Source organism: Pseudomonas sp. BF-B-30, from assembly GCF_019956305.1.
Taxonomy (GTDB): domain Bacteria; phylum Pseudomonadota; class Gammaproteobacteria; order Pseudomonadales; family Pseudomonadaceae; genus Aquipseudomonas; species Aquipseudomonas jessenii.
This window is the reverse complement of record NZ_JAHBDG010000055.1, coordinates 155,108-178,799: the sequence shown is the minus strand read 5'-3', so window position 1 is coordinate 178,799 and position 23,692 is coordinate 155,108. Positions and strand designations below refer to the sequence as shown.

Annotated in this window: 21 protein-coding genes and 3 tRNA genes; 22 read left to right on the top strand and 2 right to left on the bottom strand. The window is 58.2% G+C overall.

The features are described from left to right. Window positions 1-91: 91 nt before the first annotated feature. The 3 genes from carB to KGB29_RS23965 are packed head-to-tail and all read left to right on the top strand — an operon-like array spanning window position 92 to window position 4,225. Window positions 92-3,313: a carbamoyl-phosphate synthase large subunit gene (gene carB, locus KGB29_RS23975; protein WP_150812839.1), complete on the top strand. Its 3,222-nt coding sequence runs from the start codon at window positions 92-94 to the stop codon at window positions 3,311-3,313. 2 nt (window positions 3,314-3,315) lie between these two features. Continuing rightward, a complete protein-coding gene (gene greA / locus KGB29_RS23970) occupies window positions 3,316-3,792 on the top strand; it encodes a transcription elongation factor GreA (RefSeq protein ID WP_032829443.1) in 477 nt (158 codons plus the stop codon). Window positions 3,793-3,820: 28 nt separating this feature from the next. After that, window positions 3,821-4,225: an MFS transporter gene (locus tag KGB29_RS23965; RefSeq protein ID WP_150812838.1), complete on the top strand. Its 405-nt coding sequence runs from the start codon at window positions 3,821-3,823 to the stop codon at window positions 4,223-4,225. Window positions 4,226-4,234: 9 nt separating this feature from the next. Here KGB29_RS23965 and KGB29_RS23960 read toward each other — a convergent pair whose 3' ends face one another. Continuing rightward, a complete protein-coding gene (locus KGB29_RS23960; protein WP_007942889.1) occupies window positions 4,235-4,543 on the bottom strand; it encodes a YhbY family RNA-binding protein in 309 nt (102 codons plus the stop codon). 105 nt (window positions 4,544-4,648) lie between these two features. Here KGB29_RS23960 and rlmE point away from each other — a divergent pair, with 105 nt between their 5' ends. From rlmE to KGB29_RS23875, 17 genes are all read left to right on the top strand, one after another. After that, entirely contained in the window at window positions 4,649-5,281 is a 633-nt protein-coding gene (rlmE, locus tag KGB29_RS23955) for a 23S rRNA (uridine(2552)-2'-O)-methyltransferase RlmE (RefSeq protein ID WP_057716479.1), read from the top strand. Between the two features lie 199 nt (window positions 5,282-5,480). Then, on the top strand, window positions 5,481-7,391 hold the full coding sequence (gene ftsH, locus KGB29_RS23950) for an ATP-dependent zinc metalloprotease FtsH (protein WP_057716478.1): 1,911 nt from the start codon (window positions 5,481-5,483) through the stop codon (window positions 7,389-7,391). Between the two features lie 8 nt (window positions 7,392-7,399). Further along, the gene (folP, locus tag KGB29_RS23945; RefSeq protein WP_150812837.1) at window positions 7,400-8,251 is read left to right on the top strand and encodes a dihydropteroate synthase; all 852 of its coding nucleotides are present in this window, start codon (window positions 7,400-7,402) and stop codon (window positions 8,249-8,251) included. A gap of 16 nt (window positions 8,252-8,267) precedes the next feature. Then, window positions 8,268-9,605, top strand: coding sequence for a phosphoglucosamine mutase (gene glmM / locus KGB29_RS23940; RefSeq protein ID WP_150812836.1), 1,338 nt, complete (start codon window positions 8,268-8,270; stop codon window positions 9,603-9,605). A 66-nt stretch (window positions 9,606-9,671) separates the two neighbouring features. Beyond that, the gene (tpiA, locus tag KGB29_RS23935; RefSeq protein WP_154910443.1) at window positions 9,672-10,427 is read left to right on the top strand and encodes a triose-phosphate isomerase; all 756 of its coding nucleotides are present in this window, start codon (window positions 9,672-9,674) and stop codon (window positions 10,425-10,427) included. A 4-nt stretch (window positions 10,428-10,431) separates the two neighbouring features. Further along, window positions 10,432-10,815, top strand: a complete 384-nt coding sequence (secG, locus tag KGB29_RS23930; protein WP_017336473.1) for a preprotein translocase subunit SecG — start codon at window positions 10,432-10,434, stop codon at window positions 10,813-10,815. A 22-nt stretch (window positions 10,816-10,837) separates the two neighbouring features. Then, window positions 10,838-10,923: transfer RNA gene (locus tag KGB29_RS23925), tRNA-Leu, on the top strand. A gap of 97 nt (window positions 10,924-11,020) precedes the next feature. Continuing rightward, window positions 11,021-11,097, top strand: a tRNA-Met gene (locus tag KGB29_RS23920). Window positions 11,098-11,235: 138 nt separating this feature from the next. Continuing rightward, window positions 11,236-11,694 (top strand): ribosome maturation factor RimP, encoded by a 459-nt coding sequence (gene rimP, locus KGB29_RS23915; RefSeq protein ID WP_007973115.1) that lies wholly within the window; start codon window positions 11,236-11,238, stop codon window positions 11,692-11,694. Window positions 11,695-11,753: 59 nt separating this feature from the next. After that, window positions 11,754-13,235 carry a transcription termination factor NusA gene (gene nusA / locus KGB29_RS23910; protein ID WP_007988680.1) on the top strand — a complete coding sequence of 494 codons (1,482 nt, stop codon included), beginning with the start codon at window positions 11,754-11,756 and terminating at the stop codon, window positions 13,233-13,235. 27 nt (window positions 13,236-13,262) lie between these two features. Then, a complete protein-coding gene (gene infB / locus KGB29_RS23905) occupies window positions 13,263-15,788 on the top strand; it encodes a translation initiation factor IF-2 (protein WP_090453038.1) in 2,526 nt (841 codons plus the stop codon). Between the two features lie 159 nt (window positions 15,789-15,947). Continuing rightward, window positions 15,948-16,349, top strand: coding sequence for a 30S ribosome-binding factor RbfA (gene rbfA, locus KGB29_RS23900; protein WP_007973108.1), 402 nt, complete (start codon window positions 15,948-15,950; stop codon window positions 16,347-16,349). A 3-nt stretch (window positions 16,350-16,352) separates the two neighbouring features. Next, window positions 16,353-17,270, top strand: a complete 918-nt coding sequence (gene truB / locus KGB29_RS23895; RefSeq protein WP_150812834.1) for a tRNA pseudouridine(55) synthase TruB — start codon at window positions 16,353-16,355, stop codon at window positions 17,268-17,270. Between the two features lie 117 nt (window positions 17,271-17,387). Continuing rightward, window positions 17,388-17,657 carry a 30S ribosomal protein S15 gene (gene rpsO, locus KGB29_RS23890; RefSeq protein ID WP_015093441.1) on the top strand — a complete coding sequence of 90 codons (270 nt, stop codon included), beginning with the start codon at window positions 17,388-17,390 and terminating at the stop codon, window positions 17,655-17,657. 206 nt (window positions 17,658-17,863) lie between these two features. Continuing rightward, entirely contained in the window at window positions 17,864-19,969 is a 2,106-nt protein-coding gene (gene pnp / locus KGB29_RS23885; protein ID WP_007915263.1) for a polyribonucleotide nucleotidyltransferase, read from the top strand. Window positions 19,970-20,109: 140 nt separating this feature from the next. Then, window positions 20,110-20,185: transfer RNA gene (locus KGB29_RS23880), tRNA-Thr, on the top strand. A 310-nt stretch (window positions 20,186-20,495) separates the two neighbouring features. Next, complete coding sequence (locus tag KGB29_RS23875; RefSeq protein ID WP_154910442.1) at window positions 20,496-20,801, top strand: DUF6388 family protein; 306 nt, start codon at window positions 20,496-20,498, stop codon at window positions 20,799-20,801. Between the two features lie 131 nt (window positions 20,802-20,932). Here the strand turns inward: KGB29_RS23875 and nadC are convergent, their stop codons facing one another. Beyond that, window positions 20,933-21,781 (bottom strand): carboxylating nicotinate-nucleotide diphosphorylase, encoded by an 849-nt coding sequence (nadC, locus tag KGB29_RS23870; RefSeq protein ID WP_057716471.1) that lies wholly within the window; start codon window positions 21,779-21,781, stop codon window positions 20,933-20,935. Window positions 21,782-22,024: 243 nt separating this feature from the next. Between nadC and ampD the strand changes: the two genes are divergently transcribed. Together ampD and ampE are read left to right on the top strand one after the other, a co-directional pair. Then, window positions 22,025-22,585 (top strand): 1,6-anhydro-N-acetylmuramyl-L-alanine amidase AmpD, encoded by a 561-nt coding sequence (ampD, locus tag KGB29_RS23865; RefSeq protein ID WP_154910441.1) that lies wholly within the window; start codon window positions 22,025-22,027, stop codon window positions 22,583-22,585. After that, window positions 22,582-23,418, top strand: coding sequence for a regulatory signaling modulator protein AmpE (gene ampE / locus KGB29_RS23860; RefSeq protein WP_057716469.1), 837 nt, complete (start codon window positions 22,582-22,584; stop codon window positions 23,416-23,418). Before ampD ends, ampE begins: the two co-directional genes overlap by 4 nt. Window positions 23,419-23,692: the final 274 nt, after the last annotated feature.

The window sequence follows — 23,692 nt, the reverse complement described above, 5'->3', positions numbered from 1 at the left end:
TGAGGGTGGTCCCGATACCGGTGGCCCCCTCAAGGCTTCAGATTGAACAAGACGGCTTGCCGACTGACCTGCGGATTTGAGTGACAAACCCATGCCAAAACGTACAGACATTAAAAGCATCCTGATTCTCGGCGCTGGCCCGATCGTGATCGGCCAGGCCTGCGAATTCGACTACTCCGGCGCCCAGGCCTGTAAAGCCCTGCGCGAGGAGGGCTACCGCGTCATCCTGGTGAACTCCAACCCGGCCACCATCATGACCGACCCGGCCATGGCCGACGCCACCTACATCGAGCCGATCAAGTGGCAGACCGTTGCCAAGATCATCGAAAAAGAGCGTCCGGACGCGCTGCTGCCGACCATGGGCGGCCAGACTGCTCTGAACTGCGCCCTGGATCTGGAGCGCGAAGGCGTTCTGGAGAAGTTCGGCGTAGAGATGATCGGTGCCAACGCCGACACCATCGACAAGGCTGAAGATCGTTCGCGTTTCGACAAGGCGATGAAGTCCATCGGCCTGGCGTGCCCGCGCTCCGGTATCGCCCACAGCATGGAAGAGGCCAACGCGGTCCTCGAGAAGCTTGGCTTCCCGTGCATCATCCGTCCGTCCTTCACCATGGGCGGCACCGGTGGCGGTATCGCTTACAACCGTGAAGAGTTCGAAGAAATCTGCGCCCGTGGTCTGGACCTGTCGCCGACCAAGGAACTGCTGATCGACGAATCGCTGATCGGTTGGAAAGAGTACGAGATGGAGGTTGTCCGCGATAAGAAGGACAACTGCATCATCGTCTGCTCCATCGAAAACTTCGACCCGATGGGCGTGCACACCGGTGACTCGATCACCGTGGCACCTGCACAGACCCTGACTGACAAGGAATACCAGATCCTGCGTAACGCCTCCCTGGCGGTACTGCGCGAGATCGGCGTGGAAACCGGCGGCTCCAACGTTCAGTTCGGTATCTGCCCGAACACTGGCCGCATGGTCGTGATCGAGATGAACCCGCGTGTATCCCGTTCGTCGGCCCTGGCTTCGAAAGCCACCGGCTTCCCGATCGCCAAGGTTGCGGCCAAGCTGGCCGTGGGTTACACCCTCGACGAGCTGTCGAACGACATCACCGGCGGCAAGACCCCGGCGTCCTTCGAGCCGTCCATCGACTACGTCGTCACCAAGCTGCCACGCTTTGCCTTCGAGAAGTTTTCCAAGGCTGACGCGCGCCTGACCACTCAGATGAAGTCGGTCGGTGAAGTCATGGCCATCGGCCGGACCTTCCAGGAGTCCCTGCAGAAAGCCCTGCGCGGCCTGGAAGTCGGTGTTTGCGGTCTGGACGAGAAGGTTGATCTGGCCAACCCGGAAAGCATGAGCGTGCTCAAGCGCGAGCTGACCGTGCCGGGCGCCGAGCGTATCTGGTACGTGGCGGACGCCATGCGCGCCGGCATGAGTGTTGAAGACATCTTCGGCATGACCATGATCGATCCTTGGTTCCTGGTGCAGATGGAAGACCTGATCAAGGACGAAGAGAAGGTCAAGACCCTGGGGCTGACCAGCATCGACCGCGATCTGATGTTCCGCCTCAAGCGCAAAGGCTTCTCCGATATGCGCCTGGCCAAACTGCTGGGCGTGACCGAGAAGAGCCTGCGTGCTCATCGTCACAAGCTGGAAATCTTCCCGGTCTACAAGCGCGTCGACACCTGCGCCGCTGAGTTCGCCACCGATACTGCTTACCTCTACTCGACGTACGAAGAAGAGTGCGAAGCGGCGCCATCGGGTCGCGACAAGATCATGATCCTGGGTGGCGGTCCGAACCGTATCGGCCAGGGCATCGAGTTCGACTACTGCTGCGTACACGCGGCACTGGCCCTGCGCGATGACGGCTACGAGACCATCATGGTCAACTGCAACCCGGAAACCGTATCCACCGACTACGACACCTCCGATCGCCTGTACTTCGAGCCAGTAACCCTGGAAGACGTATTGGAAATCGTCCGCGTCGAGAAGCCGAAAGGCGTGATCGTCCAGTACGGCGGCCAGACCCCGCTGAAACTGGCTCGTGCCCTGGAAGCTGCTGGCGTGCCGATCATCGGCACCAGCCCAGATGCAATCGACCGCGCCGAAGACCGTGAGCGCTTCCAGCAGATGGTTCAGCGCCTGAACCTGCGTCAGCCGCCAAACGCCACCGTGCGCAGCGAAGACGAAGCGATTCGTGCCGCCAGCAAGATCGGTTACCCGCTGGTGGTGCGCCCGTCCTATGTACTGGGCGGTCGTGCGATGGAAATCGTTTACGAAGAAGAAGAACTCAAGCGCTACCTGCGTGAAGCGGTTCAAGTGTCCAACGACAGCCCGGTGCTGCTGGACCACTTCCTCAACTGCGCGATCGAAATGGACGTGGATGCGGTCTGCGACGGCAAGGACGTGGTAATCGGCGCGATCATGCAGCACATCGAGCAAGCCGGTGTTCACTCCGGTGACTCCGCATGCTCGCTGCCGCCGTACTCGCTGCCGGCGCACATCCAGGACGAGATGCGCGAACAGGTCAAGAAAATGGCCCTGGAGCTGGGTGTGGTTGGCCTGATGAACGTACAGTTGGCGCTGCAAGGCGAGGACATCTACGTCATCGAAGTCAACCCGCGCGCCTCCCGTACCGTACCGTTCGTGTCCAAGTGCATCGGTGTTTCCCTGGCGATGATCGCAGCGCGAGTGATGGCCGGCAAAACCCTGAAAGAGCTGGGTTTCACCAAGGAAATCATCCCGAACTTCTACAGCGTGAAAGAGGCGGTGTTCCCGTTCGCCAAATTCCCTGGCGTTGACCCGATCCTCGGCCCAGAGATGAAGTCGACCGGTGAAGTGATGGGTGTGGGCGACACCTTTGGTGAAGCGTTCGCCAAGGCCCAGATGGGTGCCAGCGAAGTGTTGCCGACCGGCGGTACTGCGTTCATCAGCGTGCGTGACGACGACAAGCCACTGGTTGCGGGCGTGGCCCGTGATCTGATCAACTTGGGCTTCGAAGTGGTTGCCACTGCCGGTACTGCCAAGCTGATCGAGGCTGCAGGCCTGAAAGTGCGCCGTGTGAACAAGGTGACCGAGGGTCGTCCGCACGTGGTCGACATGATCAAGAATGACGAAGTCACGCTGATCATCAACACCACCGAAGGTCGTCAGTCGATCGCTGATTCGTACTCCATTCGTCGTAATGCCCTGCAGCACAAGATTTACTGCACCACCACCATTGCTGCTGGCGAAGCCATCTGTGAAGCGCTGAAGTTCGGTCCCGAGAAGACCGTGCGCCGCTTGCAGGATCTACACGCAGGATTGAAGGCATGAGCATAACGAAGTACCCGATGACCGTTCAGGGCGCACGCGCCCTGGAAGAAGAGCACACTCACCTGACCAAGGTCGTTCGTCCGAAGCTTAGCCAGGACATCGGTACGGCCCGCGAGTTGGGTGACTTGAAGGAAAACGCCGAATACCACGCTGCCCGTGAGCAGCAAGGTATGGTCGAGGCGCGGATCCGTGATATCGAAGGTCGCATGCAGAACGCGGTGATCATCGATGTGACGACCATTCCTCACACCGGCAAGGTGATTTTCGGCACAACCGTCGAAATCGCCAACGTCGAAACCGATGAAAGCGTGACTTACCAGATCGTTGGTGAGGATGAGGCTGACATCAAACTCGGCAAGATCTCTGTCGGCTCGCCGATTGCCCGCGCCTTGATTGCCAAGGAAGAGGGTGATGTGGTTGCAGTCAAAACGCCTGGTGGCGTTATCGAGTACGAGATTGTCGAAGTTCGCCACGTCTGAAGGCCGGCGCCCGTTTCGTGCGGGCGTCATGCTTTGGCAGCTGACCCAGATGTTGTGGGTCGGCGGCTTGTGGCTGTTGCACGTCGGTCTTTTGCCGGTGCTGGGACGAATTGGCCTGGCACCGCTGCTGATCGATGAAATCGCAGGCATGCTCAATGCGTTGGTAGTGGGATTCGCTACGGCGTGTGTGATATTGCAGGCTTTGGTGCTGGTTAAGGCCGAGGGCCTTGTCAGTCTATGGCGCGATATTCGCGGGCAACTGCTGTTGATGGCGCTGTATGCGTGCGCGATGTACTTCGTGGTGCGTTTCGGCTGGCCGGATGCCGTGCGTTGGCAGGCGTTCAGCTATCTTGTTCTGGGCTTTACCGGGCTGGTGCTGGTGTTGCAGCCGATGCCGGGATGGAGTGGCAGGGTGCGCGAAGCACACCCTTGACCCTTGCCATCACTTGAAGCGATGGACGTTCGACAGCTGCTTGTTGACGCTGAAGTTCTTGCGGTAGATCAGTGCCATCTTGCCGATGACCTGGACCAGATCCGCTTTGCCGACCTTGCAGAGCTCTGCAATGGACGCCAGGCGCGATTCGCGATCGAGGATGTTGAGCTTGATCTTGATCAGCTCGTGATCCGCCAATGCGCGTTCGAGTTCGGCTAACACACCTTCAGTCAAACCATTGTCTGCCACAATCAGAACCGGTTTCAGATGGTGGCCAATGGATTTGTACTGTTTCTTCTGCTCTTGAGTGAGCGGCATAATCTGACCCCTGCGTCTGATCTTGTAAAAAGCGGCGGCCAGTTTACCCGAGCGAGTCCGGGACCGCCCAGTTAATCACGACCCGTTTTATTTTCGAGGTGGCCCGTGGCCCGTTCCAAGACAAGCCTTAACTGGCTGAAAGAACATTTCAACGACCCATTCGTCAAAATGGCACAAAAAGACGGGTATCGTTCCCGCGCCAGCTACAAACTGCTGGAGATCCAGGAAAAGGACCGTCTGATCCGCCCGGGCATGAGCGTAATCGACCTTGGAGCGGCCCCTGGTGGCTGGTCCCAGGTGACCAGTCGTCTGATTGGTGGGCAGGGGACATTGATCGCTTCTGACATTCTGGAAATGGACAGCATCCCGGACGTGACCTTCATTCAGGGCGACTTTACCGAGGATGCCGTGCTGGCCCAGATCCTCGATGCCGTCGGAAATAAGGAAGTAGACCTTGTGATTTCCGATATGGCCCCCAATATGAGTGGACTACCGGCCGTGGACATGCCGCGAGCGATGTTCCTGTGCGAGTTGGCACTGGATCTCTCGACTCGGGTGCTCAAGCCCGGTGGTGATTTTTTGATCAAGATCTTCCAGGGCGAAGGTTTCGACGAGTTCCACAAGAGCGTTCGCCAGCAGTTCGAGAAGGTGCAGATGCGCAAGCCGACCTCGTCGCGCGACCGTTCTCGCGAGCAGTACCTGCTGGGCCGTGGTTTCCGCGGACGCAGTGAGAGTTGAGTGAATTTTCGATCAAGGCGATAGGATTTTTGTATTACGCCTTGTCAGAATTAGCGAATATTGTGTAGGAAGTGTTTCACAAAGGGTTACAGACGGCGCCTGCCAAGTTGTAGGTAATGTAGTAAGTTAGGCCGGTGAATATCATGCGAAGCGCGCGCCAGTAGCGGAGCTTGCTTCAGAGGGTAGTTAATTGAACGATATGGCAAAGAATCTGATCCTGTGGTTGATCATCGCGGCTGTCCTGGTGACGGTGATGAACAACTTCTCCAGCCCTAACGAGCCGCAGACCCTCAACTATTCCGACTTCATCCAGCAGGTCAAGGATGGCAAGGTCGAGCGCGTAGCGGTTGATGGCTACGTGATTACCGGCAAGCGCAACGATGGCGACAGCTTCAAGACCATTCGCCCGGCGATCCAGGACAACGGCCTGATCGGCGACCTGGTGGATAACCACGTCGTGGTCGAGGGCAAGCAGCCTGAACAGCAAAGCATCTGGACTCAGCTTCTGGTTGCCAGCTTCCCGATCCTGGTGATCATCGCCGTGTTCATGTTCTTCATGCGGCAGATGCAGGGCGGTGCCGGTGGCAAGGGCGGGCCGATGAGCTTCGGCAAAAGCAAGGCGCGCCTGCTCTCCGAAGATCAGGTGAAGACGACCCTGGCTGACGTTGCCGGTTGCGACGAAGCCAAGGAAGAAGTCGGTGAACTGGTCGAGTTCCTGCGCGATCCGGGCAAATTCCAGCGCCTGGGTGGCCGCATTCCTCGCGGTGTGCTGATGGTGGGTCCTCCGGGTACCGGTAAAACCTTGATCGCCAAGGCCATCGCCGGCGAAGCCAAAGTACCGTTCTTCACCATTTCCGGCTCCGACTTCGTCGAAATGTTCGTCGGCGTGGGTGCCAGCCGTGTTCGCGACATGTTCGAGCAGGCCAAGAAACACGCTCCATGCATCATCTTCATCGACGAAATCGATGCGGTCGGTCGCCATCGTGGTGCTGGCATGGGTGGTGGTCACGACGAGCGCGAGCAGACGCTCAACCAATTGCTGGTTGAGATGGACGGCTTTGAGATGAATGACGGCATCATCGTGATTGCCGCGACCAACCGTCCCGATGTTCTGGACCCTGCGCTGCTGCGTCCGGGCCGTTTCGACCGTCAGGTTGTAGTTGGTCTGCCGGACATCCGTGGTCGCGAACAGATTCTCAAGGTTCACATGCGTAAAGTGCCGATGGGCGACGACGTTGCCCCGGCCGTGATCGCTCGTGGTACTCCAGGCTTCTCCGGTGCTGACCTGGCGAACCTGGTCAACGAGGCATCGTTGTTCGCTGCCCGTGCCGGCAAGCGCATCGTCGAGATGAAAGAATTCGAACTGGCGAAAGACAAGATCATGATGGGCGCCGAGCGCAAATCCATGGTCATGTCCGAGAAAGAAAAGCAGAACACGGCTTATCACGAAGCGGGTCACGCCATTGTAGGTCGTGTCGTGCCTGAGCATGATCCGGTGTACAAGGTGTCGATCATCCCGCGCGGTCGCGCGCTGGGTGTGACCATGTTCCTGCCGGAAGAAGATCGTTACAGCCTGTCCAAGCGTGCGTTGATCAGCCAGATCTGCTCGCTGTACGGCGGTCGTATCGCTGAAGAAATGACCCTGGGCTTCGATGGCGTGACCACCGGTGCCTCCAACGACATCATGCGCGCCAGTCAGATTGCGCGGAACATGGTGACCAAGTGGGGTCTTTCGGAAAAGCTCGGTCCGTTGATGTACGCCGAAGAAGAGGGTGAAGTGTTCCTCGGTCGCGGCGGTGGCGGTCAGAGTGCAAGCTTCTCTGGTGAGACGGCCAAGCTGATCGATTCCGAAGTGCGCAGCATCATCGATCAGTGCTATGGCACGGCGAAGCAGATTCTCACGGACAACCGTGACAAGCTCGATGCGATGGCTGACGCCTTGATGAAGTACGAAACGATCGATGCCGAGCAGATCGACGACATCATGGCGGGTCGTACGCCTCGCGAGCCGCGCGACTGGTCGGGTGGCACGGGTACTTCCGGCACCCCTCCGGTGGTGCAGGACGAGCGTCCGGAAACACCGATCGGCGGTCCTGCTGCTGACGTATAAGGTTTTAAATGACTTCTGTTCAGTCCTCGACCCGGTTGCCTTGCGGCAACCGGGTTCTTGATTTGGCCCAGACGCATGTCATGGGTATTCTCAATGTCACCCCTGATTCTTTCTCCGATGGTGGCCAATACAGCCAGCTTGACGCGGCCATGCGCCACGCCGAAGCCATGGTGGCGGCCGGCGCGACGCTGATCGACGTCGGTGGAGAGTCCACCCGCCCTGGTGCCAGGGTTGTGTCGCCACTCGAAGAGCTGGAGCGCGTAGCCCCTATCGTCGAGCGCATCAATCGCGAGCTGGATGTGATCATCTCGGTCGACACCTCAACGCCTGCCGTCATGCGAGAAGCAGCGCGCCTGGGTGCGGGCCTGATCAACGATGTGCGTTCGTTGCGACGCGATGGTGCCCTGGATGCTGCTGCTGCCACCGGGCTGCCGGTTTGTCTGATGCACATGCTGGGCGAGCCGGGCGATATGCAGGACAATCCGCAGTATCAGGATGTCACCCGGGAGGTCGGCGAGTTTCTCGCCGAGCGCATGCATCAGTGTTCATTGGCGGGTATTCCAGCTGAGCGGATCATTCTTGATCCCGGCTTTGGCTTCGCCAAAACCTTGCAGCACAATCTGAGTTTGTTCAAGCATATGGAAGCCCTGCATGCCTTGGGGCGGCCCCTGTTGGTCGGGGTTTCGCGTAAGAGCATGATTGGTCAGGCATTGAGTCGTCCGGTGGGAGAGCGGCTGTATGGTGGTTTGGCGCTCGCGACGCTGGCTTTGGCGAAAGGTGCGCGTATATTGCGCGTCCATGATGTAGCCGAAACGGTGGATGTGGTGCGGATGATCGCCGCAGTGGAATCAGCCGAATAAGAATGATGGAGCACTTATGAGCAAAAAATATTTTGGCACCGATGGTATTCGTGGGCGTGTCGGTGAGTACCCGATTACTCCTGATTTCATGCTCAAGCTCGGCTGGGCTGCAGGCATGGCTTTCCGCAAGATGGGTGCCTGCAAGGTATTGGTAGGCAAGGACACCCGAATCTCCGGCTACATGTTTGAGTCGGCGCTTGAAGCGGGGCTGACGTCGGCAGGTGCCGATGTGATGCTACTGGGGCCGATGCCGACTCCGGCGATTGCCTACCTGACGCGTACCTTCCATGCCGAAGCTGGCATCGTGATCAGTGCGTCGCACAATCCGCATGATGACAATGGCATCAAATTTTTCTCCGGCCAGGGCACCAAGCTTCCGGATGAAGTCGAGCACATGATCGAAGAGCTGCTCGATACCCCAATGACTGTGGTTGAGTCGAGCAAGATCGGCAAGGTGTCGCGAATCAACGATGCGTCGGGACGCTATATCGAATTCTGCAAGAGCAGTGTGCCGACCGGTACCAGCTTTACCGGCCTCAAGATTGTGATCGACTGCGCCCATGGTGCGACCTATAAAGTGGCGCCGAGTGTGTTTCGTGAGTTGGGTGCCGAAGTCGTGGTCTTGTCCGCGCAGCCCAATGGTTTGAATATCAATGACAACTGCGGCTCGACCCATATGGGGCAACTGCAGGCCGCTGTGCTGGCTGAACACGCCGATCTGGGTATCGCCTTCGATGGTGATGGCGACCGGGTGTTGATGGTGGATCACACGGGGGCCATCGTCGATGGTGATGAGTTGCTGTTCATCATTGCTCGCGACCTGCATGAGCGAGACAAGCTGCAAGGTGGTGTAGTCGGTACACTGATGAGCAACCTGGGATTGGAGTTGGCCTTGGCCGACCTGGGGATTCCATTTGTCCGCGCCAATGTTGGTGATCGTTATGTGATTGCTGATCTGCTGGAACGTAACTGGCTGGTCGGTGGCGAAAATTCGGGTCATATCGTTTGCTTCAATTACACCACCACTGGTGATGCGATTATCGCCGCGTTGCAGGTGCTGAAGGCGTTGAAAGCCCGTGCGCAAGGTTTGGCTGAAGCGCGTCAGGCGCTGCGCAAGTGTCCTCAGGTGCTGATCAATGTGCGATTCGGCGGCGGCGCAAGCCCTCTCGAACATCCGTCGGTCAAGGAGGCCAGCGAGCGTGTGACCAAGGCCATGGCAGGTCGCGGGCGTGTGCTGTTGCGCAAGTCCGGAACCGAACCGCTGGTGCGTGTGATGGTCGAAGGCGAAGACGAAACGCAGGTTCGTGGGTATGCCGAAGAGCTGGCAAAACTGGTTACTGAAGTTTCTGCCTGAATTCGGCTTGCCAGCCATGATTGTGTTGGGTAACATCTGCGCCCACTTTGACCGACGAGGTACAGCATGCGTCGCCCTATGGTAGCTGGTAACTGGAAGATGCACGGTACCCGCGCCAGCGTCGCAGAGCTGATCAACGGCCTTCGTGACTTGGCCTTGCCGAGCAGTGTTGATGTTGCGGTATTCCCGCCTTTCCTGCATATCAATCAAGTGATTGAAGGCCTGGAAGGAAATTCGATTTCGGTCGGCGCGCAGAATTCTGCGGTGGAATCCGGACAAGGTGCGTTGACCGGTGAAGTTGCACCGAGTCAGTTGGTGGATGCAGGTTGTTCCCTGGTGCTTGTCGGGCATTCCGAGCGCCGCCAGATTCTGGGGGAGCAGGAGGTAATGCTGGTCCGCAAGTTCGCAGCGGCACAGGCATGTGGCTTGACTCCGGTGTTGTGCATAGGGGAGACCCTGGAGCAACGTGAAGCCGGAAAAACTCTTGAGGTTGTCTCGCGTCAGCTTGGCAGTATCATTGAGGAGCTGGGTGTCGGTGTCTTTGCCAAGGCAGTGATCGCTTACGAGCCGGTCTGGGCCATTGGCACGGGGCTGACTGCAACGCCGCAACAGGCGCAGGATGTGCACGCAGCCATTCGCGCCCAGTTGGCGGCAGAGAATTCTGAAGTCGCACAAGGTGTGCGGCTTCTATACGGCGGCAGCGTGAAGGCGGCCAATGCGGTCGAACTGTTCGGCATGCCGGATATCGATGGGGGTCTCATTGGTGGGGCTTCCCTGAATGCAGATGAGTTCGGTGCGATCTGTCGCGCCGCGGGAAACTGAAAAAATGCTGGAAACAGTCGTAGTCGTTTTTCATCTGCTGGGTGCATTGGGCGTAGTAGCTCTGGTTTTGCTGCAGCAGGGTAAAGGTGCGGATGCTGGCGCGTCTTTCGGAGCAGGTGCTTCAAATACTGTGTTCGGAAGCCAAGGTTCCTCTACCTTTCTTAGTAAGTTTACTGCTATACTTGCCGCAGGTTTTTTCATAACCAGCTTGGGGTTAGGTTACTTTGCTAAAGAGAAGGCTCACCAGCTGACTCAAGTAGGTCTCCCAAATCCAGCGGTACTGGAAGTTCCAAAGCAACAACCGGCTTCTGATGATGTCCCGGTGCTTCAAGAGCAAAAGTCGGCTACTCCAGCGACTGACGTGCCTCCAGCTCAAGAGCAGAAGTAAGAAGGGTTTCAAACGTAGTATTGCCGAGGTGGTGGAATTGGTAGACACGCAACCTTGAGGTGGTTGTGCCCATAGGGTGTAGGGGTTCGAGTCCCCTTCTCGGTACCAATTAGTCAGGAGAGCCCGCTGTTGCGGGCTTTCTTGCAGGTGGAAGGTTACATTGACCCTGTAGGGGATCGGTCGTATACTTCCGCCCCAGCTTTGTCGCGGGGTGGAGCAGTCTGGTAGCTCGTCGGGCTCATAACCCGAAGGTCGTCGGTTCAAATCCGGCCCCCGCAACCAGTTTAAGGAGCCCCTTTTAAGGGGCTTTTTGTTAGCTGGACACTTTCAACGCCGCTGTTCGACGGCGTTTCAAGGATGGGCGTTTCGCCCATTTTTTTATTTTGCATAGCATGCACATACATGCACTAGGGGGTTCAGGTGTCGAGCAAGCTAGAAGAGTTGCAGGCCTTGCTGGCCCCGGTGGTCGTGGCCCTAGGCTATGAATGCTGGGGTATCGAGTTTTCGGCTCAGGGTCGTCACTCGATGTTGCGCGTTTATATCGATAAAGAAGGCGGCGTGCTGGTGGACGATTGCGCCATCGTCAGCCGTCAGATCAGCGGTGTGCTGGATGTTGAAGATCCAATCTCCGTTGAGTACACCCTTGAAGTTTCCTCGCCTGGCATGGAACGCCCTCTGTTCACTCTTGAGCAGTTTGCAAAATTTGCCGGTGAACAAGTGAAGATCAAGCTGCGCTCGCCTTTTGAAGGTCGACGCAACTTTCAGGGCCTTCTGCGCGGCGTAGAAGAGCAGGATGTCGTGGTGCAGGTAGAAGACCATGAGTTCCTGTTGCCGATCGATATGATCGACAAGGCCAACATTATTCCCAGTTTTGACTGAGGCGTGCCAGATACTGCGGATCCCGCGGATCCAATGGCTTGCGAAAGGCGAGGCGTACGATGAGCAAAGAAGTACTGCTGGTTGTTGAGTCGGTATCCAATGAAAAGGGCGTACCGGCAAACGTGATTTTTGAAGCGCTGGAGCTGGCCTTGGCCACTGCTACCAAAAAGCGTTTTGAAGACGAAGTTGATCTGCGTGTGGAAATCAACCGCCACACGGGTGCATACGAGACATTCCGTCGCTGGACGGTCGTCGAAGAAGCAGACCTGGATGATCCGGCCATCGAAACCTGGCCGAGCAAGGTTGCTGAAACGCATCCTGGCGCCAAGGTCGGTGACGTCGTAGAAGAGAAGATCGAGTCCATCGAGTTCGGCCGCATCGCCGCACAGACTGCCAAGCAAGTCATTGTGCAGAAAGTTCGCGAAGCCGAGCGCGCTCAGGTTGTTGACGCTTACCGCGAGCGCCTGGGTGAAATCATCTCCGGCACTGTGAAAAAAGTTACCCGCGACAACGTGATCGTTGATCTGGGCAACAACGCTGAAGCGTTGCTGGCCCGTGAAGACATCATTTCTCGCGAAACTTTCCGGGTTGGCGTGCGTCTGCGTGCGCTGCTCAAGGAAATCCGCACCGAGAACCGCGGCCCGCAGTTGATCCTGTCGCGTACCGCGCCGGAAATGCTGATCGAGTTGTTCCGCATCGAAGTGCCGGAAATTGCCGAAGGCCTGATCGAAGTGATGGCTGCGTCCCGTGATCCGGGTTCGCGCGCCAAGATCGCCGTTCGCTCCAAGGACAAACGCATCGACCCGCAGGGCGCTTGCATCGGTATGCGCGGTTCGCGCGTCCAGGCAGTGTCGGGTGAGTTGGGCGGTGAGCGTGTTGACATCGTCCTGTGGGACGACAACCCGGCTCAGTTCGTGATCAACGCCATGTCCCCGGCCGAGGTTGCGGCAATTATCGTTGACGAAGATGCCCACGCAATGGACATCGCCGTTGGCGCAGACAATCTGGCTCAGGCCATCGGTCGCGGTGGTCAGAACGTGCGTCTGGCCAGCCAGTTGACTGGCTGGACCCTGAACGTGATGACCGAATCGGACATCCAGGCTAAACAGCAAGCAGAAACCGGCGACATCCTGCGCAACTTCATCGACGAGCTGGAAGTCGACGAAGAACTGGCTCAGGTGCTGGTTGATGAAGGCTTCACCAGCCTGGAAGAGATTGCCTACGTACCGTTGGAAGAAATGCTCAACATCGACGGCTTTGACGAGGAAATCGTCAACGAGCTTCGCGCTCGTGCCAAGGATCGCTTGTTGACCAAAGCCATCGCTACTGAGGAAAAGCTGGCAGACGCCCATCCGGCCGAAGACCTGCTCTCGCTTGAGGGTATGGACAAGGATTTGGCGATGGAACTGGCGGTGCGCGGCGTAATTACCCGCGAAGACCTGGCCGAGCAGTCTATTGACGACCTGCTCGACATCGACGGCATTGACGATGATCGTGCCGGCAAGTTGATCATGGCCGCCCGAGCCCACTGGTTCGAGTAATTAGGCGCGGCCTGAGGAGAGAAGTGCATGACGCAAGTCACGGTGAAACAACTGGCCGATGAGGTCAAAACACCGGTAGAGCGCCTGTTGCAGCAGATGCGTGAGGCAGGTCTGCCGCACACCGCCGCCGAAGAAAGTGTGACTGACAGTGAGAAGCAATCGTTGCTGACTCACTTGAAAAGCAGCCACAAGGCGAAAGTGGAAGAACCACGCAAGATTACGCTGCAGCGTAAAACCACCAGCACCCTGCGTGTTGCTGGCAGCAAGAGCATCAGCGTTGAAGTACGCAAGAAGAAAGTCTTCGTACAGCGCAGCCCGGAAGAAATCGAAGCCGAGCGCAAGCGTGAACTGGATGAACGTCGCGCAGTAGAAAATGCTGCTCGTCAGAAGGCTGAAGAAGAAGCCAAGCGTCGCGCCGAAGAAGAAGCGCGTCGCCAGCCTGCTGCTGCGCCGACCGCTCAAGCCGAACCTGTTGCAGCGCCTGCTGCGGTGGCCGAGCCAGTTCGCGAAAGCGCACCAGTTGTGGCGGCTGCTCCAGCTCCTGCGGCCGATACCCGCAAGCGCGACGAACAGCGCCGTCCGGACAAGCCACGTGCCGATGACAGCAATCGTCGCGGTAGCGGCGATGGCGAGCGCAAAAACGCTCCGCATCGTGCTTCGGTCAAGGAAAAGGCTCCGGCTCCACGCGTTGCCCCACGTACTACCGACGAAGAAAGCGATGGCTTCCGTCGTGGTGGTCGCGGCAAGGCCAAGCTGAAGAAGCGCAACGCCCACGGTTTCCAGAGCCCGACCGGCCCTGTCGTGCGCGAAGTGAAGATCGGCGAAACCATCACTGTTGGCGATCTCGCCCAGCAGATGTCGGTGAAGGCTGCTGAAATCATCAAGTTCATGTTCAAACTGGGTACTCCAGCGACCATCAACCAGGTACTGGATCAGGAAACTGCCCAGTTGGTTGCCGAGGAACTGGGCCACAAAGTGACCCTGGTCAGCGACACCGCCCTGGAAGATTCCCTGGCCGAGTCCCTGAAGTTTGAAGGCGAGGCAGTTTCCCGTGCACCAGTCGTGACCGTAATGGGCCACGTCGACCACGGTAAGACTTCCCTGCTCGACTACATCCGTCGTGCCAAGGTTGCTGCTGGCGAAGCCGGTGGTATCACCCAGCACATCGGCGCATACCACGTTGAAACCGACCGTGGCATGGTGACGTTCCTCGACACCCCTGGTCACGCCGCGTTTACCGCAATGCGTGCCCGTGGTGCCAAGGCGACCGACATCGTGATCCTGGTGGTTGCAGCGGACGACGGCGTGATGCCGCAGACCATTGAAGCTGTCCAGCACGCGGTAGCGGCTGGCGTGCCACTGGTTGTTGCAGTGAACAAGATCGACAAGCCAGGTGCTGACCTCGATCGCATCCGTAGCGAACTGTCGGTTCACGGCGTGACGTCGGAAGAGTGGGGTGGTGACACTCCGTTCGTACCGGTCTCGGCGAAGATGGGTACTGGCGTCGACGAACTGCTCGAAGCCGTATTGCTGCAAGCCGAAGTCCTGGAACTGACTGCAACTCCGTCGGCTCCTGGTCGTGGCGTCGTGGTTGAATCGCGTCTGGACAAGGGCCGTGGCCCGGTGGCTACCGTTCTGGTTCAAGACGGTACCCTGCGCCAAGGCGACATGGTCCTGGTCGGTTCGAACTATGGCCGTGTACGTGCCATGCTCGACGAGAACGGCAAGCCAATCAAGGAAGCCGGTCCGGCCATCCCTGTCGAGATTCTCGGCCTGGACGGTACCCCGGACGCTGGCGACGAGATGAGCGTGGTTGCCGACGAGAAGAAAGCCCGTGAAGTGGCTTTGTTCCGTCAAGGCAAGTTCCGCGAAGTCAAACTGGCTCGCGCTCACGCCGGCAAGCTGGAAAACATCTTCGAAAACATGGGCCAGGAAGAGAAGAAGACGCTCAACATCGTCCTCAAATCCGACGTCCGTGGTTCGCTGGAAGCGTTGAACGGTGCCTTGAACGGCCTGGGTAACGACGAAGTGCAAGTGCGCGTGGTCGGTGGCGGCGTCGGTGGTATCACCGAATCCGATGCCAACCTGGCACTGGCCTCCAACGCTGTACTGTTCGGCTTCAACGTGCGTGCCGATGCCGGCGCGCGCAAGATCGTCGAGCAGGAAGGTCTGGATATGCGTTACTACAACGTGATCTACGACATCATCGAAGACGTCAAGAAAGCCCTGACCGGTATGCTCGGCAGCGATGTTCGCGAGAACATCCTGGGTATCGCCGAAGTGCGTGACGTGTTCCGTTCGCCGAAGTTTGGCGCGATCGCCGGTTGCATGGTTATCGAAGGTGTTGTTCACCGTAACCGTCCAATCCGTGTACTGCGTGAAGACATCGTTATCTTCGAAGGCGAGCTGGAATCCCTGCGCCGCTTCAAGGATGACGCTTCCGAAGTACGTGCCGGCATGGAATGCGGTATCGGCGTGAAGAGCTACAACGACGTTAAAGTCGGTGACAAGATCGAAGTCTTCGAGAAGGTGCAGGTTGCTCGCAGCCTCTAACTCGCGCACTTCAGGAGCCGTGACGGGTCGTCGCATGCAAATGCGCAATTCGTCACCAGGACTCTAAACGCAACGCCCGGTCTGGCTTTTGTCAGGCCGGGCGTTTGCCGCTTTCAGACCTCACGGGTTTCACCGTGGGGCAGCAACAGGTAACAAGACATGGCAAAAGAATATAGCCGTACCCAACGCATCGGCGATCAGATGCAGCGTGAGCTGGCACAACTGATCCGTCGTGAAGTCAAAGACCCGCGCGTCGGCCTGGTCACCATTACCGCAGTGGAAGTCAGCCGTGACGTCGGTCACGCCAAGATCTTCATCACCGTGATGGGGCAGGACAGCGCCGAAGAAATTGCACAAAGCATCAAGGTGCTCAACTCCGCCGCCGGTTTCCTGCGCATGCAGTTGGCTCGCGAGATGAAACTGCGCAGCGTTCCACAGCTGCACTTCCACTACGACGAAAGCGTCGTGCGTGGTGCGCATCTGTCGGCATTGATCGAGCGCGCAGTGGCTGAAGACAATCAGCATCCGGTTGCGGCAGAAGCCGAAGACACCAAGGAGTAATCGGTGGCTCAGGTCAAACGTATCCGTCGTAACGTCAGCGGCATTATCCTTCTCGACAAACCGCTGGGGTTCACCTCCAACGCGGCCTTGCAGAAGGTTCGCTGGTTGCTGAACGCCGAAAAGGCAGGTCATACCGGCAGTCTCGATCCCTTGGCCACCGGTGTGTTGCCGCTGTGCTTCGGCGAGGCGACCAAGTTCTCGCAATACCTGCTCGATTCCGACAAGGGTTATGAAACCCTGGCGCAACTGGGCAAGACCACCACCACGGCGGATGCCGAAGGTGAAGTTTTGCAGGAGCGCCCGGTGACCGTTGGTCGCCCCGATATCGAGGCTGTACTGCCCAAATTTCGTGGGCAAATCAGTCAGATACCGCCGATGTACTCGGCACTCAAGCGTGATGGCCAGCCGCTGTACAAGCTGGCTCGTGCAGGTGAAGTAGTGGAGCGCGAACCGCGTTCTGTTACTATTGCGCGCTTGGAATTGCTGGCCTTCGAAGGAGATACTGCGCGGCTGGCGGTGGATTGCAGCAAAGGCACCTATATCCGTACCCTGGTGGAGGATATCGGTGAGCAACTCGGTTGTGGCGCTTACGTTGCAGAACTGCGACGTACCCAGGCCGGGCCATTCACCCTGGCGCAGACGGTTACCCTCGAAGAGCTGGAAGCGGTACATGCCGAAGGCGGCAACGAAGCGGTCGATCGTTTCCTGATGCCATCGGACAGCGGCCTGCTGGATTGGCCACTGTTGCAGTTCTCGGAAGCGAGTGCGTTCTACTGGCTCAACGGCCAGCCGGTACGTGCCCCGGATGCTCCGAAGTTCGGCATGGTGCGGGTACAGGATCACAATGGTCGCTTCATCGGTATCGGTGAAGTGAGCGAAGACGGGCGCATCGCGCCGCGTCGACTGATTCGGTCAGAATGACCGGACGAGGGTGGCTGTCAACAGGCACGGTCACTACTCATTTTTAGATACAGGGATTTGTCCCTGGCCTGTTGAAACTGTTTTTCTGAAACAGTTTCCTGATAAAAGGATTGCCTCATGGCTCTCGACGTTCAAGAAAAAGCTCAAATCGTAGCTGACTACCAGCAAGCTGTTGGTGACACCGGTTCGCCAGAAGTGCAAGTTGCACTGCTGACCGCCAACATCAACAAACTGCAAGGTCACTTCAAGGCCAACGGTAAAGACCACCACTCCCGTCGTGGTCTGATCCGCATGGTTAACCAGCGTCGTAAGCTGCTGGACTACCTGAAAGGCAAGGATCTGGGTCGTTATCAGACTCTGATCGGTCGCCTGGGTCTGCGTCGCTAATAAGCGATTGCGCTAGAGGTTGGTTGTCTGTCGTGCACCAGCGGGTTTCCCGCCGGCGCATGGCAGGCTCCCAGCCTCAAGTTTTATCTGGATACCTGCTTTGCCTGAGTAACACCTGGACAAACCAGTCGGGCCGATTCCCGGCGTTGCCCAAGAATTTCGCAAGAAACCAGTTCCCCCAAGAGCCACAAAGAAGGTAGGACACCGTGAACCCGGTAATCAAAAAATTCCAGTTCGGTCAGTCGACCGTTACCCTCGAGACTGGCCGTATCGCCCGTCAGGCCTCCGGCGCAGTATTGGTCACCGTTGACGACGACGTCAGCGTATTGGTGACCGTAGTCGGTGCAAAACAAGCCGATCCAGGCAAGGGCTTCTTCCCTCTGTCTGTTCACTACCAGGAAAAGACTTACGCTGCCGGTAAGATCCCTGGCGGTTTCTTCAAGCGCGAAGGCCGTCCTTCCGAGAAAGAAACCCTGACTTCCCGACTGATCGACCGTCCGATCCGTCCGCTGTTCCCGGAAGGCTTCATGAACGAAGTGCAGGTTGTCTGCACCGTCGTTTCCACCAGCAAGAAGACCGATCCGGACATCGCTGCGATGATCGGTACCTCGGCTGCGCTGGCGATCTCCGGCATTCCTTTCGATGGCCCGATCGGCGCTGCCCGCGTTGCGTTCCACGAAAGCACCGGTTACCTGCTGAACCCGACTTATGAGCAACAGGCTGCCTCGAGCCTGGACATGGTCGTTGCCGGTACTTCGGACGCTGTGCTGATGGTTGAATCGGAAGCCAAAGAGCTGACCGAAGACCAGATGCTGGGCGCGGTACTGTTTGCTCACGACGAGTTCCAGGTTGTGATCAACGCCGTCAAAGAACTGGCCGCTGAAGCTGCCAAGCCAACCTGGACCTGGGCGCCTGCGCCAGAAGCCACCGAACTGCTGGGCGCTATCCGTGCCGAGTTCGGCGAAGCGATCTCCCAGGCCTACACCATCACCGTCAAGGCCGACCGTTACGCTCGCCTGGGCGAGTTGAAGGACCAGGTCGTTGCCAAGCTGTCCGGTGAAGAAGGCCAGCCTTCTTCCAGCGAAGTCAAAGCAGCTTTCGGCGAAATCGAATACCGCACCGTTCGCGAAAACATCGTTAACGGCAAGCCACGTATCGACGGTCGCGACACCAAGACCGTACGTCCGTTGAACATCGAAGTCGGCGTTCTGCCAAAAACCCACGGTTCGGCTCTGTTCACCCGTGGCGAAACCCAGGCTCTGGTCGTTGCAACTCTGGGTACTGCCCGTGATGCACAGCTGCTGGACACCCTGGAAGGCGAGAAGAAAGACCCGTTCATGCTGCACTACAACTTCCCTCCGTTCTCGGTAGGCGAGTGTGGTCGCATGGGTGGCGCTGGTCGTCGCGAAATCGGTCACGGCCGTCTGGCTCGTCGTTCGGTTTCGGCCATGCTGCCTGCCGCCGACGTGTTCCCGTACACCATCCGTGTTGTGTCGGAAATCACTGAATCCAACGGTTCGAGCTCGATGGCTTCCGTTTGCGGCGCTTCCCTGGCCCTGATGGACGCTGGTGTGCCGATGAAGGCGCCGGTTGCCGGTATCGCTATGGGTCTGGTTAAGGAAGGCGAGAAATTCGCCGTCCTGACCGACATCCTGGGTGACGAAGACCACCTGGGCGACATGGACTTCAAGGTAGCCGGTACCGCCAAAGGCGTCACCGCGCTGCAGATGGACATCAAGATCAAGGGCATCACCGAAGAGATCATGGAAATCGCTCTGGGCCAAGCCCTGGAAGCGCGCCTGAACATCCTCGGCCAGATGAACCAGATCATTGGCCAGTCGCGTACCGAACTGTCGGCCAACGCTCCGACCATGATCGCGATGAAGATCGACACCGACAAAATCCGTGATGTCATCGGTAAAGGCGGCGCGACCATTCGTGCGATCTGTGAAGAAACCAAGGCTTCGATCGACATCGAAGACGACGGTTCGATCAAGATCTTCGGCGAAACCAAGGAAGCGGCTGAAGCAGCACGTCAGCGCGTTCTGGGCATCACCGCTGAAGCCGAGATCGGCAAGATCTACGTCGGTAAGGTTGAGCGCATCGTCGACTTCGGCGCATTCGTCAACATCCTGCCGGGCAAGGACGGTCTGGTTCACATCTCCATGCTGAGCGATGCTCGCGTTGAGAAAGTGACCGACATCCTGAAAGAAGGCCAGGAAGTGGAAGTGCTGGTACTGGACGTGGACAACCGCGGCCGTATCAAACTGTCCATCAAGGACGTGGCGGCAGCCAAGGCTTCGGGCGTTTAATCACGCCTCACGCCTGACTGTTTCAACGTTGTAAAAAATGCCCCGCCGTGAAAACGGTGGGGCATTTTTTTTGTCTGTAGATCACAGAGTTGATTGACGACGTTGCCGTTGCTGAAACTCGGTGCTAGGTTTAGCCCACCGCCCGTGTAGCTCAGCCGGTAGAGCAGCGCACTCGTAACGCGAAGGTCGCAGGTTCGATTCCTGTCTCGGGCACCATATCTCCCTCGCTTGTTTCACCTTTCCGCTCAGGTTCTCGAGTTCGCGGTCCTGATCGCTGTTTGAATTTATCTTCCCGCCGTCATCAAAACATCGTGTGCACAACTTTTTGTGGGGAGATGTAAAGAGACGTGTAAATCCTCAGCCAAACGTCCTATATTCGGAGTCTGCCTGAGCAACGCCCAGCAGTTTTCAGATGATCCAGAATGGTTCTGAAGGCCAGATAAACCGGGCTTGATCCGGTTTTTTGTGTCAGAGAGATCCTTGAAGATCCAGATCCATCTTCCATTCCCAGATCAGCGAGAACGCCATGACTGTTAAAGAGATGACCCAGGAAGCCCGACACGAAGAAGCGCTGAAGAAGTATGTGCTGGATGCCCCCGAGCTGATGGACGAGATCAAGGACTTGTCCGCCGACGATCAGAAAGACCAGATCCAGTGGGCGTTCGAGGATGAAGCCGAAGCCCAGGGCTTGCAACCGTGGGAGCTGACGCTCAAGTACACATCAAGCCCGGAAGAATACGAGACCGAACGCCTGAAACTGCACAAGGAAGCTGCCGAGGTGTTGGGCGTCGAGTGGGAAGAGTACTGCGAGATGAACAATCTGGTGGTCTGACACTCATGCAGGAGCGAGCTTGCTGGCGATGGTCGTTAACGATAACGCGTGTTTACTGGTTAAACATGGCGCTCTCAGGTACATCGCGAGCAAGCTCGCTCCTACAGTTTTGGCAACTCACATACGTGTGATCAGAGACTCAGGCGCATCGACAGATCGACCGCCTTCACATCCTTGGTCATCGCACCGATCGAAATGTAATCCACCCCGGTCTGTGCAATTGGCAGCAACGTACTTTCGTTGATCCCGCCGCTGGCCTCCAGCTTGGCCTTGCCGGCATTCAGGCGCACGGCTTCACGCATGTCGTCCAGGCTCAGTTCGTCGAGCATGATGATGTCGGCACCGGCCGCCAGCGCTTCCTTGAGTTCATCCAGGCTTTCCACTTCAATCTCGACCGGTTTGCCCGGAGCGATCTTGTGCGCGGCGGCAATGGCCTGCGCGATGCCGCCGCTGGCGGCGATGTGGTTTTCCTTGATCAGGAAGGCGTCATACAGGCCGATGCGGTGGTTATGGCAACCGCCGCAGGTCACGGCGTACTTTTGCGCCAGGCGCAGCCCCGGCAGTGTTTTGCGGGTGTCGAGCAGCTTGACCTGAGTCTCGGCCACGAAGTCCGCCAGGTATTGCGCGCGGGTCGCCACGCCGGAGAGCAGTTGCAGGAAGTTCAGGGCGCTGCGTTCGCCGGTCAGCAGTGAGCGCGCAGGGCCTTCGAGGTGGAACAGCACCTGATTGGGCGTCACCCGTTCACCGTCGGCAACCTGCCAGTGCACCGCCACCCGCGGGTCCAGTTGCCGAAACACGTTATCCACCCAGGCGGTGCCGCTGATGACGGCCGCGTCGCGGGTAATGATGGTGGCTTTGGCCAGGCGTTCGGCCGGGATCAACTGCGCGGTGATATCGCCGCTGCCGATGTCTTCATGCAGCGCACGGCGCACGTTGGCTTCGATTTCGGCGGTCAGATCGGCGAGACGTAGATTCGGCATAACGGACTCCACAAACAAAGTGGCTCGATTATAGGGCCATGGCACCGACCAACCCAAGGCATCAGAGCGTTACGTTTGCGCTGGCACCTGTATTTGGTCGAATCCCTGACGTTACCGGCGTTGGCTGTCGATTCCGAACATACGCCTGTTTGAGATCGGCAACCTCAAACGCGGCAAGTGATCGCGTCCTGGGGGATTATCGCGGCATACTGTGCCAATACAGTCGACGTTGAAGGAATCGGTATGCAGTTGGACCCCGCGAGCGGTTGGATTCAGGGTGTGCATGTCTGCCCCTCTCCCAACTTCAATGCGCGCCCCACAGACGAAATTTCCCTGCTGGTGATCCACAACATCAGCCTGCCGCCGGCGCAGTTCGCCACCGGCAAGGTGCAGGAGTTTTTCCAGAATCGTCTGGATGTCACCGAACATCCCTATTTTGAAGGGATCGTGGACTTGCGGGTGTCGGCGCACTTTCTGATCGAACGTGACGGTACCGTTACCCAGTTTGTTTCGTGCCTTGAGCGTGCGTGGCATGCGGGCGTCTCGAGCTTCGAGGGGCGGGAAACCTGTAACGATTTTTCCGTGGGCATCGAGCTCGAAGGCACGGATGATCTGCCATTCACCGACGCGCAATACCACGCGTTGACAGCCCTGACGCGCCAGTTGCAACAGGCGTTCACGGCAATCACCACAGAGCGCATCTGCGGGCACAGTGACATTGCACCGGGGCGCAAAACCGATCCAGGGCCGGCGTTCGACTGGGCACGCTATCGTGCCGCCCTGGCACAAGAGGAAGGACGATGAGTTTTCTGGTGTTGCTGTTGGCGGTGTGGATCGAGAAGTTCTCGGCCCTGCGCCATCGGGTTCAGCGTGACAATGGCTGGACACATGAGCTGAACAAGCTTGAGGCCAGCCCGCGATTTTCAAACCGACCATGGCTGGTGCTGTCGATACTGGTCTTGTTGCCGGTGGCGTTGCTGGGGTTGCTGCTGGTCGTCATCGAGCCGGTGGCCTACGGCTTGCTGGCGTTGCCGATCCATATGCTGGTAGTCATCTACAGCCTGGGGCGCGGTGATCTACTGGGCGATCTCGGGCCGTTCCGCGATGCCTGGCGTCGGGAGGACCTGCAAGCGGCGGCCCATGTCGCCCAGCGCGATCTGGATATCTGTGCAGACAATGGCGAGCAGCTGCTGGAGCAGGTCGAAGGGCATTTGCTGTGGGAGGCCTACCAGAGCTTTTTCGCGGTGATTTTCTGGTACTTCCTGTTGGGTCCGGTTGCGGCGCTGAGTTATCGGTTGCTGGCGCTGGCCGAAGAGCACGGGAAAAACCCTGCAGTGGTCGAGCGCGCCGGGCAACTGCGTCACGCCTTCGACTGGTTGCCGGTGCGTCTGCTGGCCGCGAGCCTGGCGTTGGTCGGCAATTTTGTCGCGGTCAGTCGGGTGATGCTGCATGAGCTGCTGAACTGGAACATCAGCGCCGCGCAATTGATCGTGAAAGTCGGGCTGGTGGCCGGTGAAATTCCGGCGCCGGTGACCGGCGCGGAAGGTATCAACAATCTGGACCGCATCTGGGCGCTGCTGCTGCGTGCGGCGGTGCTCTGGTATGCCGGGTTTGCGTTGTGGACGGTCCTGCATTAACCCGGCTGTCTGAGCCATTGTGGCGAGGGGGCTTGCCCCCGTTGGGTGGCGAAGCCGCCCTATGCGATTTGACAGTTGAAACGTGGATCTACGACCTACGACTGCTGCGCAGCCGAACGGGCGGCCCGACAAGCCCCTCGCCACATCGAGTTCGCTTCGTATCGCTCGCGGACTTCTGTCGTTAACCTTAAGTTACAAAACCTCCTGCCGATTTAAGTTATACAGAGATAGCGTCGAATAGTGGCTATCTGCTTTCTGTCTGCGCCTGCCAATA

Excerpts from the sequence above, each read along its gene's own strand:
- KGB29_RS23965 (WP_150812838.1), top strand. The coding sequence starts at position 3,821 with ATGCTTTGGCAGCTGACCCAGATGTTGTGGGTCGGCGGCTTGTGGCTG.
- ftsH (WP_057716478.1), top strand. The coding sequence starts at position 5,481 with ATGGCAAAGAATCTGATCCTGTGGTTGATCATCGCGGCTGTCCTGGTG.
- infB (WP_090453038.1), top strand. The coding sequence starts at position 13,263 with ATGACGCAAGTCACGGTGAAACAACTGGCCGATGAGGTCAAAACACCG.
- KGB29_RS23875 (WP_154910442.1), top strand. The coding sequence starts at position 20,496 with ATGACTGTTAAAGAGATGACCCAGGAAGCCCGACACGAAGAAGCGCTG.
- rpsO (WP_015093441.1), top strand. The coding sequence starts at position 17,388 with ATGGCTCTCGACGTTCAAGAAAAAGCTCAAATCGTAGCTGACTACCAG.
- tpiA (WP_154910443.1), top strand. The coding sequence starts at position 9,672 with ATGCGTCGCCCTATGGTAGCTGGTAACTGGAAGATGCACGGTACCCGC.
- folP (WP_150812837.1), top strand. The coding sequence starts at position 7,400 with ATGACTTCTGTTCAGTCCTCGACCCGGTTGCCTTGCGGCAACCGGGTT.
- glmM (WP_150812836.1), top strand. The coding sequence starts at position 8,268 with ATGAGCAAAAAATATTTTGGCACCGATGGTATTCGTGGGCGTGTCGGT.
- rbfA (WP_007973108.1), top strand. The coding sequence starts at position 15,948 with ATGGCAAAAGAATATAGCCGTACCCAACGCATCGGCGATCAGATGCAG.
- ampE (WP_057716469.1), top strand. The coding sequence starts at position 22,582 with ATGAGTTTTCTGGTGTTGCTGTTGGCGGTGTGGATCGAGAAGTTCTCG.
- secG (WP_017336473.1), top strand. The coding sequence starts at position 10,432 with ATGCTGGAAACAGTCGTAGTCGTTTTTCATCTGCTGGGTGCATTGGGC.
- nadC (WP_057716471.1), bottom strand. The coding sequence starts at position 21,781 with ATGCCGAATCTACGTCTCGCCGATCTGACCGCCGAAATCGAAGCCAAC.
- KGB29_RS23960 (WP_007942889.1), bottom strand. The coding sequence starts at position 4,543 with ATGCCGCTCACTCAAGAGCAGAAGAAACAGTACAAATCCATTGGCCAC.
- nusA (WP_007988680.1), top strand. The coding sequence starts at position 11,754 with ATGAGCAAAGAAGTACTGCTGGTTGTTGAGTCGGTATCCAATGAAAAG.
- ampD (WP_154910441.1), top strand. The coding sequence starts at position 22,025 with ATGCAGTTGGACCCCGCGAGCGGTTGGATTCAGGGTGTGCATGTCTGC.
- carB (WP_150812839.1), top strand. The coding sequence starts at position 92 with ATGCCAAAACGTACAGACATTAAAAGCATCCTGATTCTCGGCGCTGGC.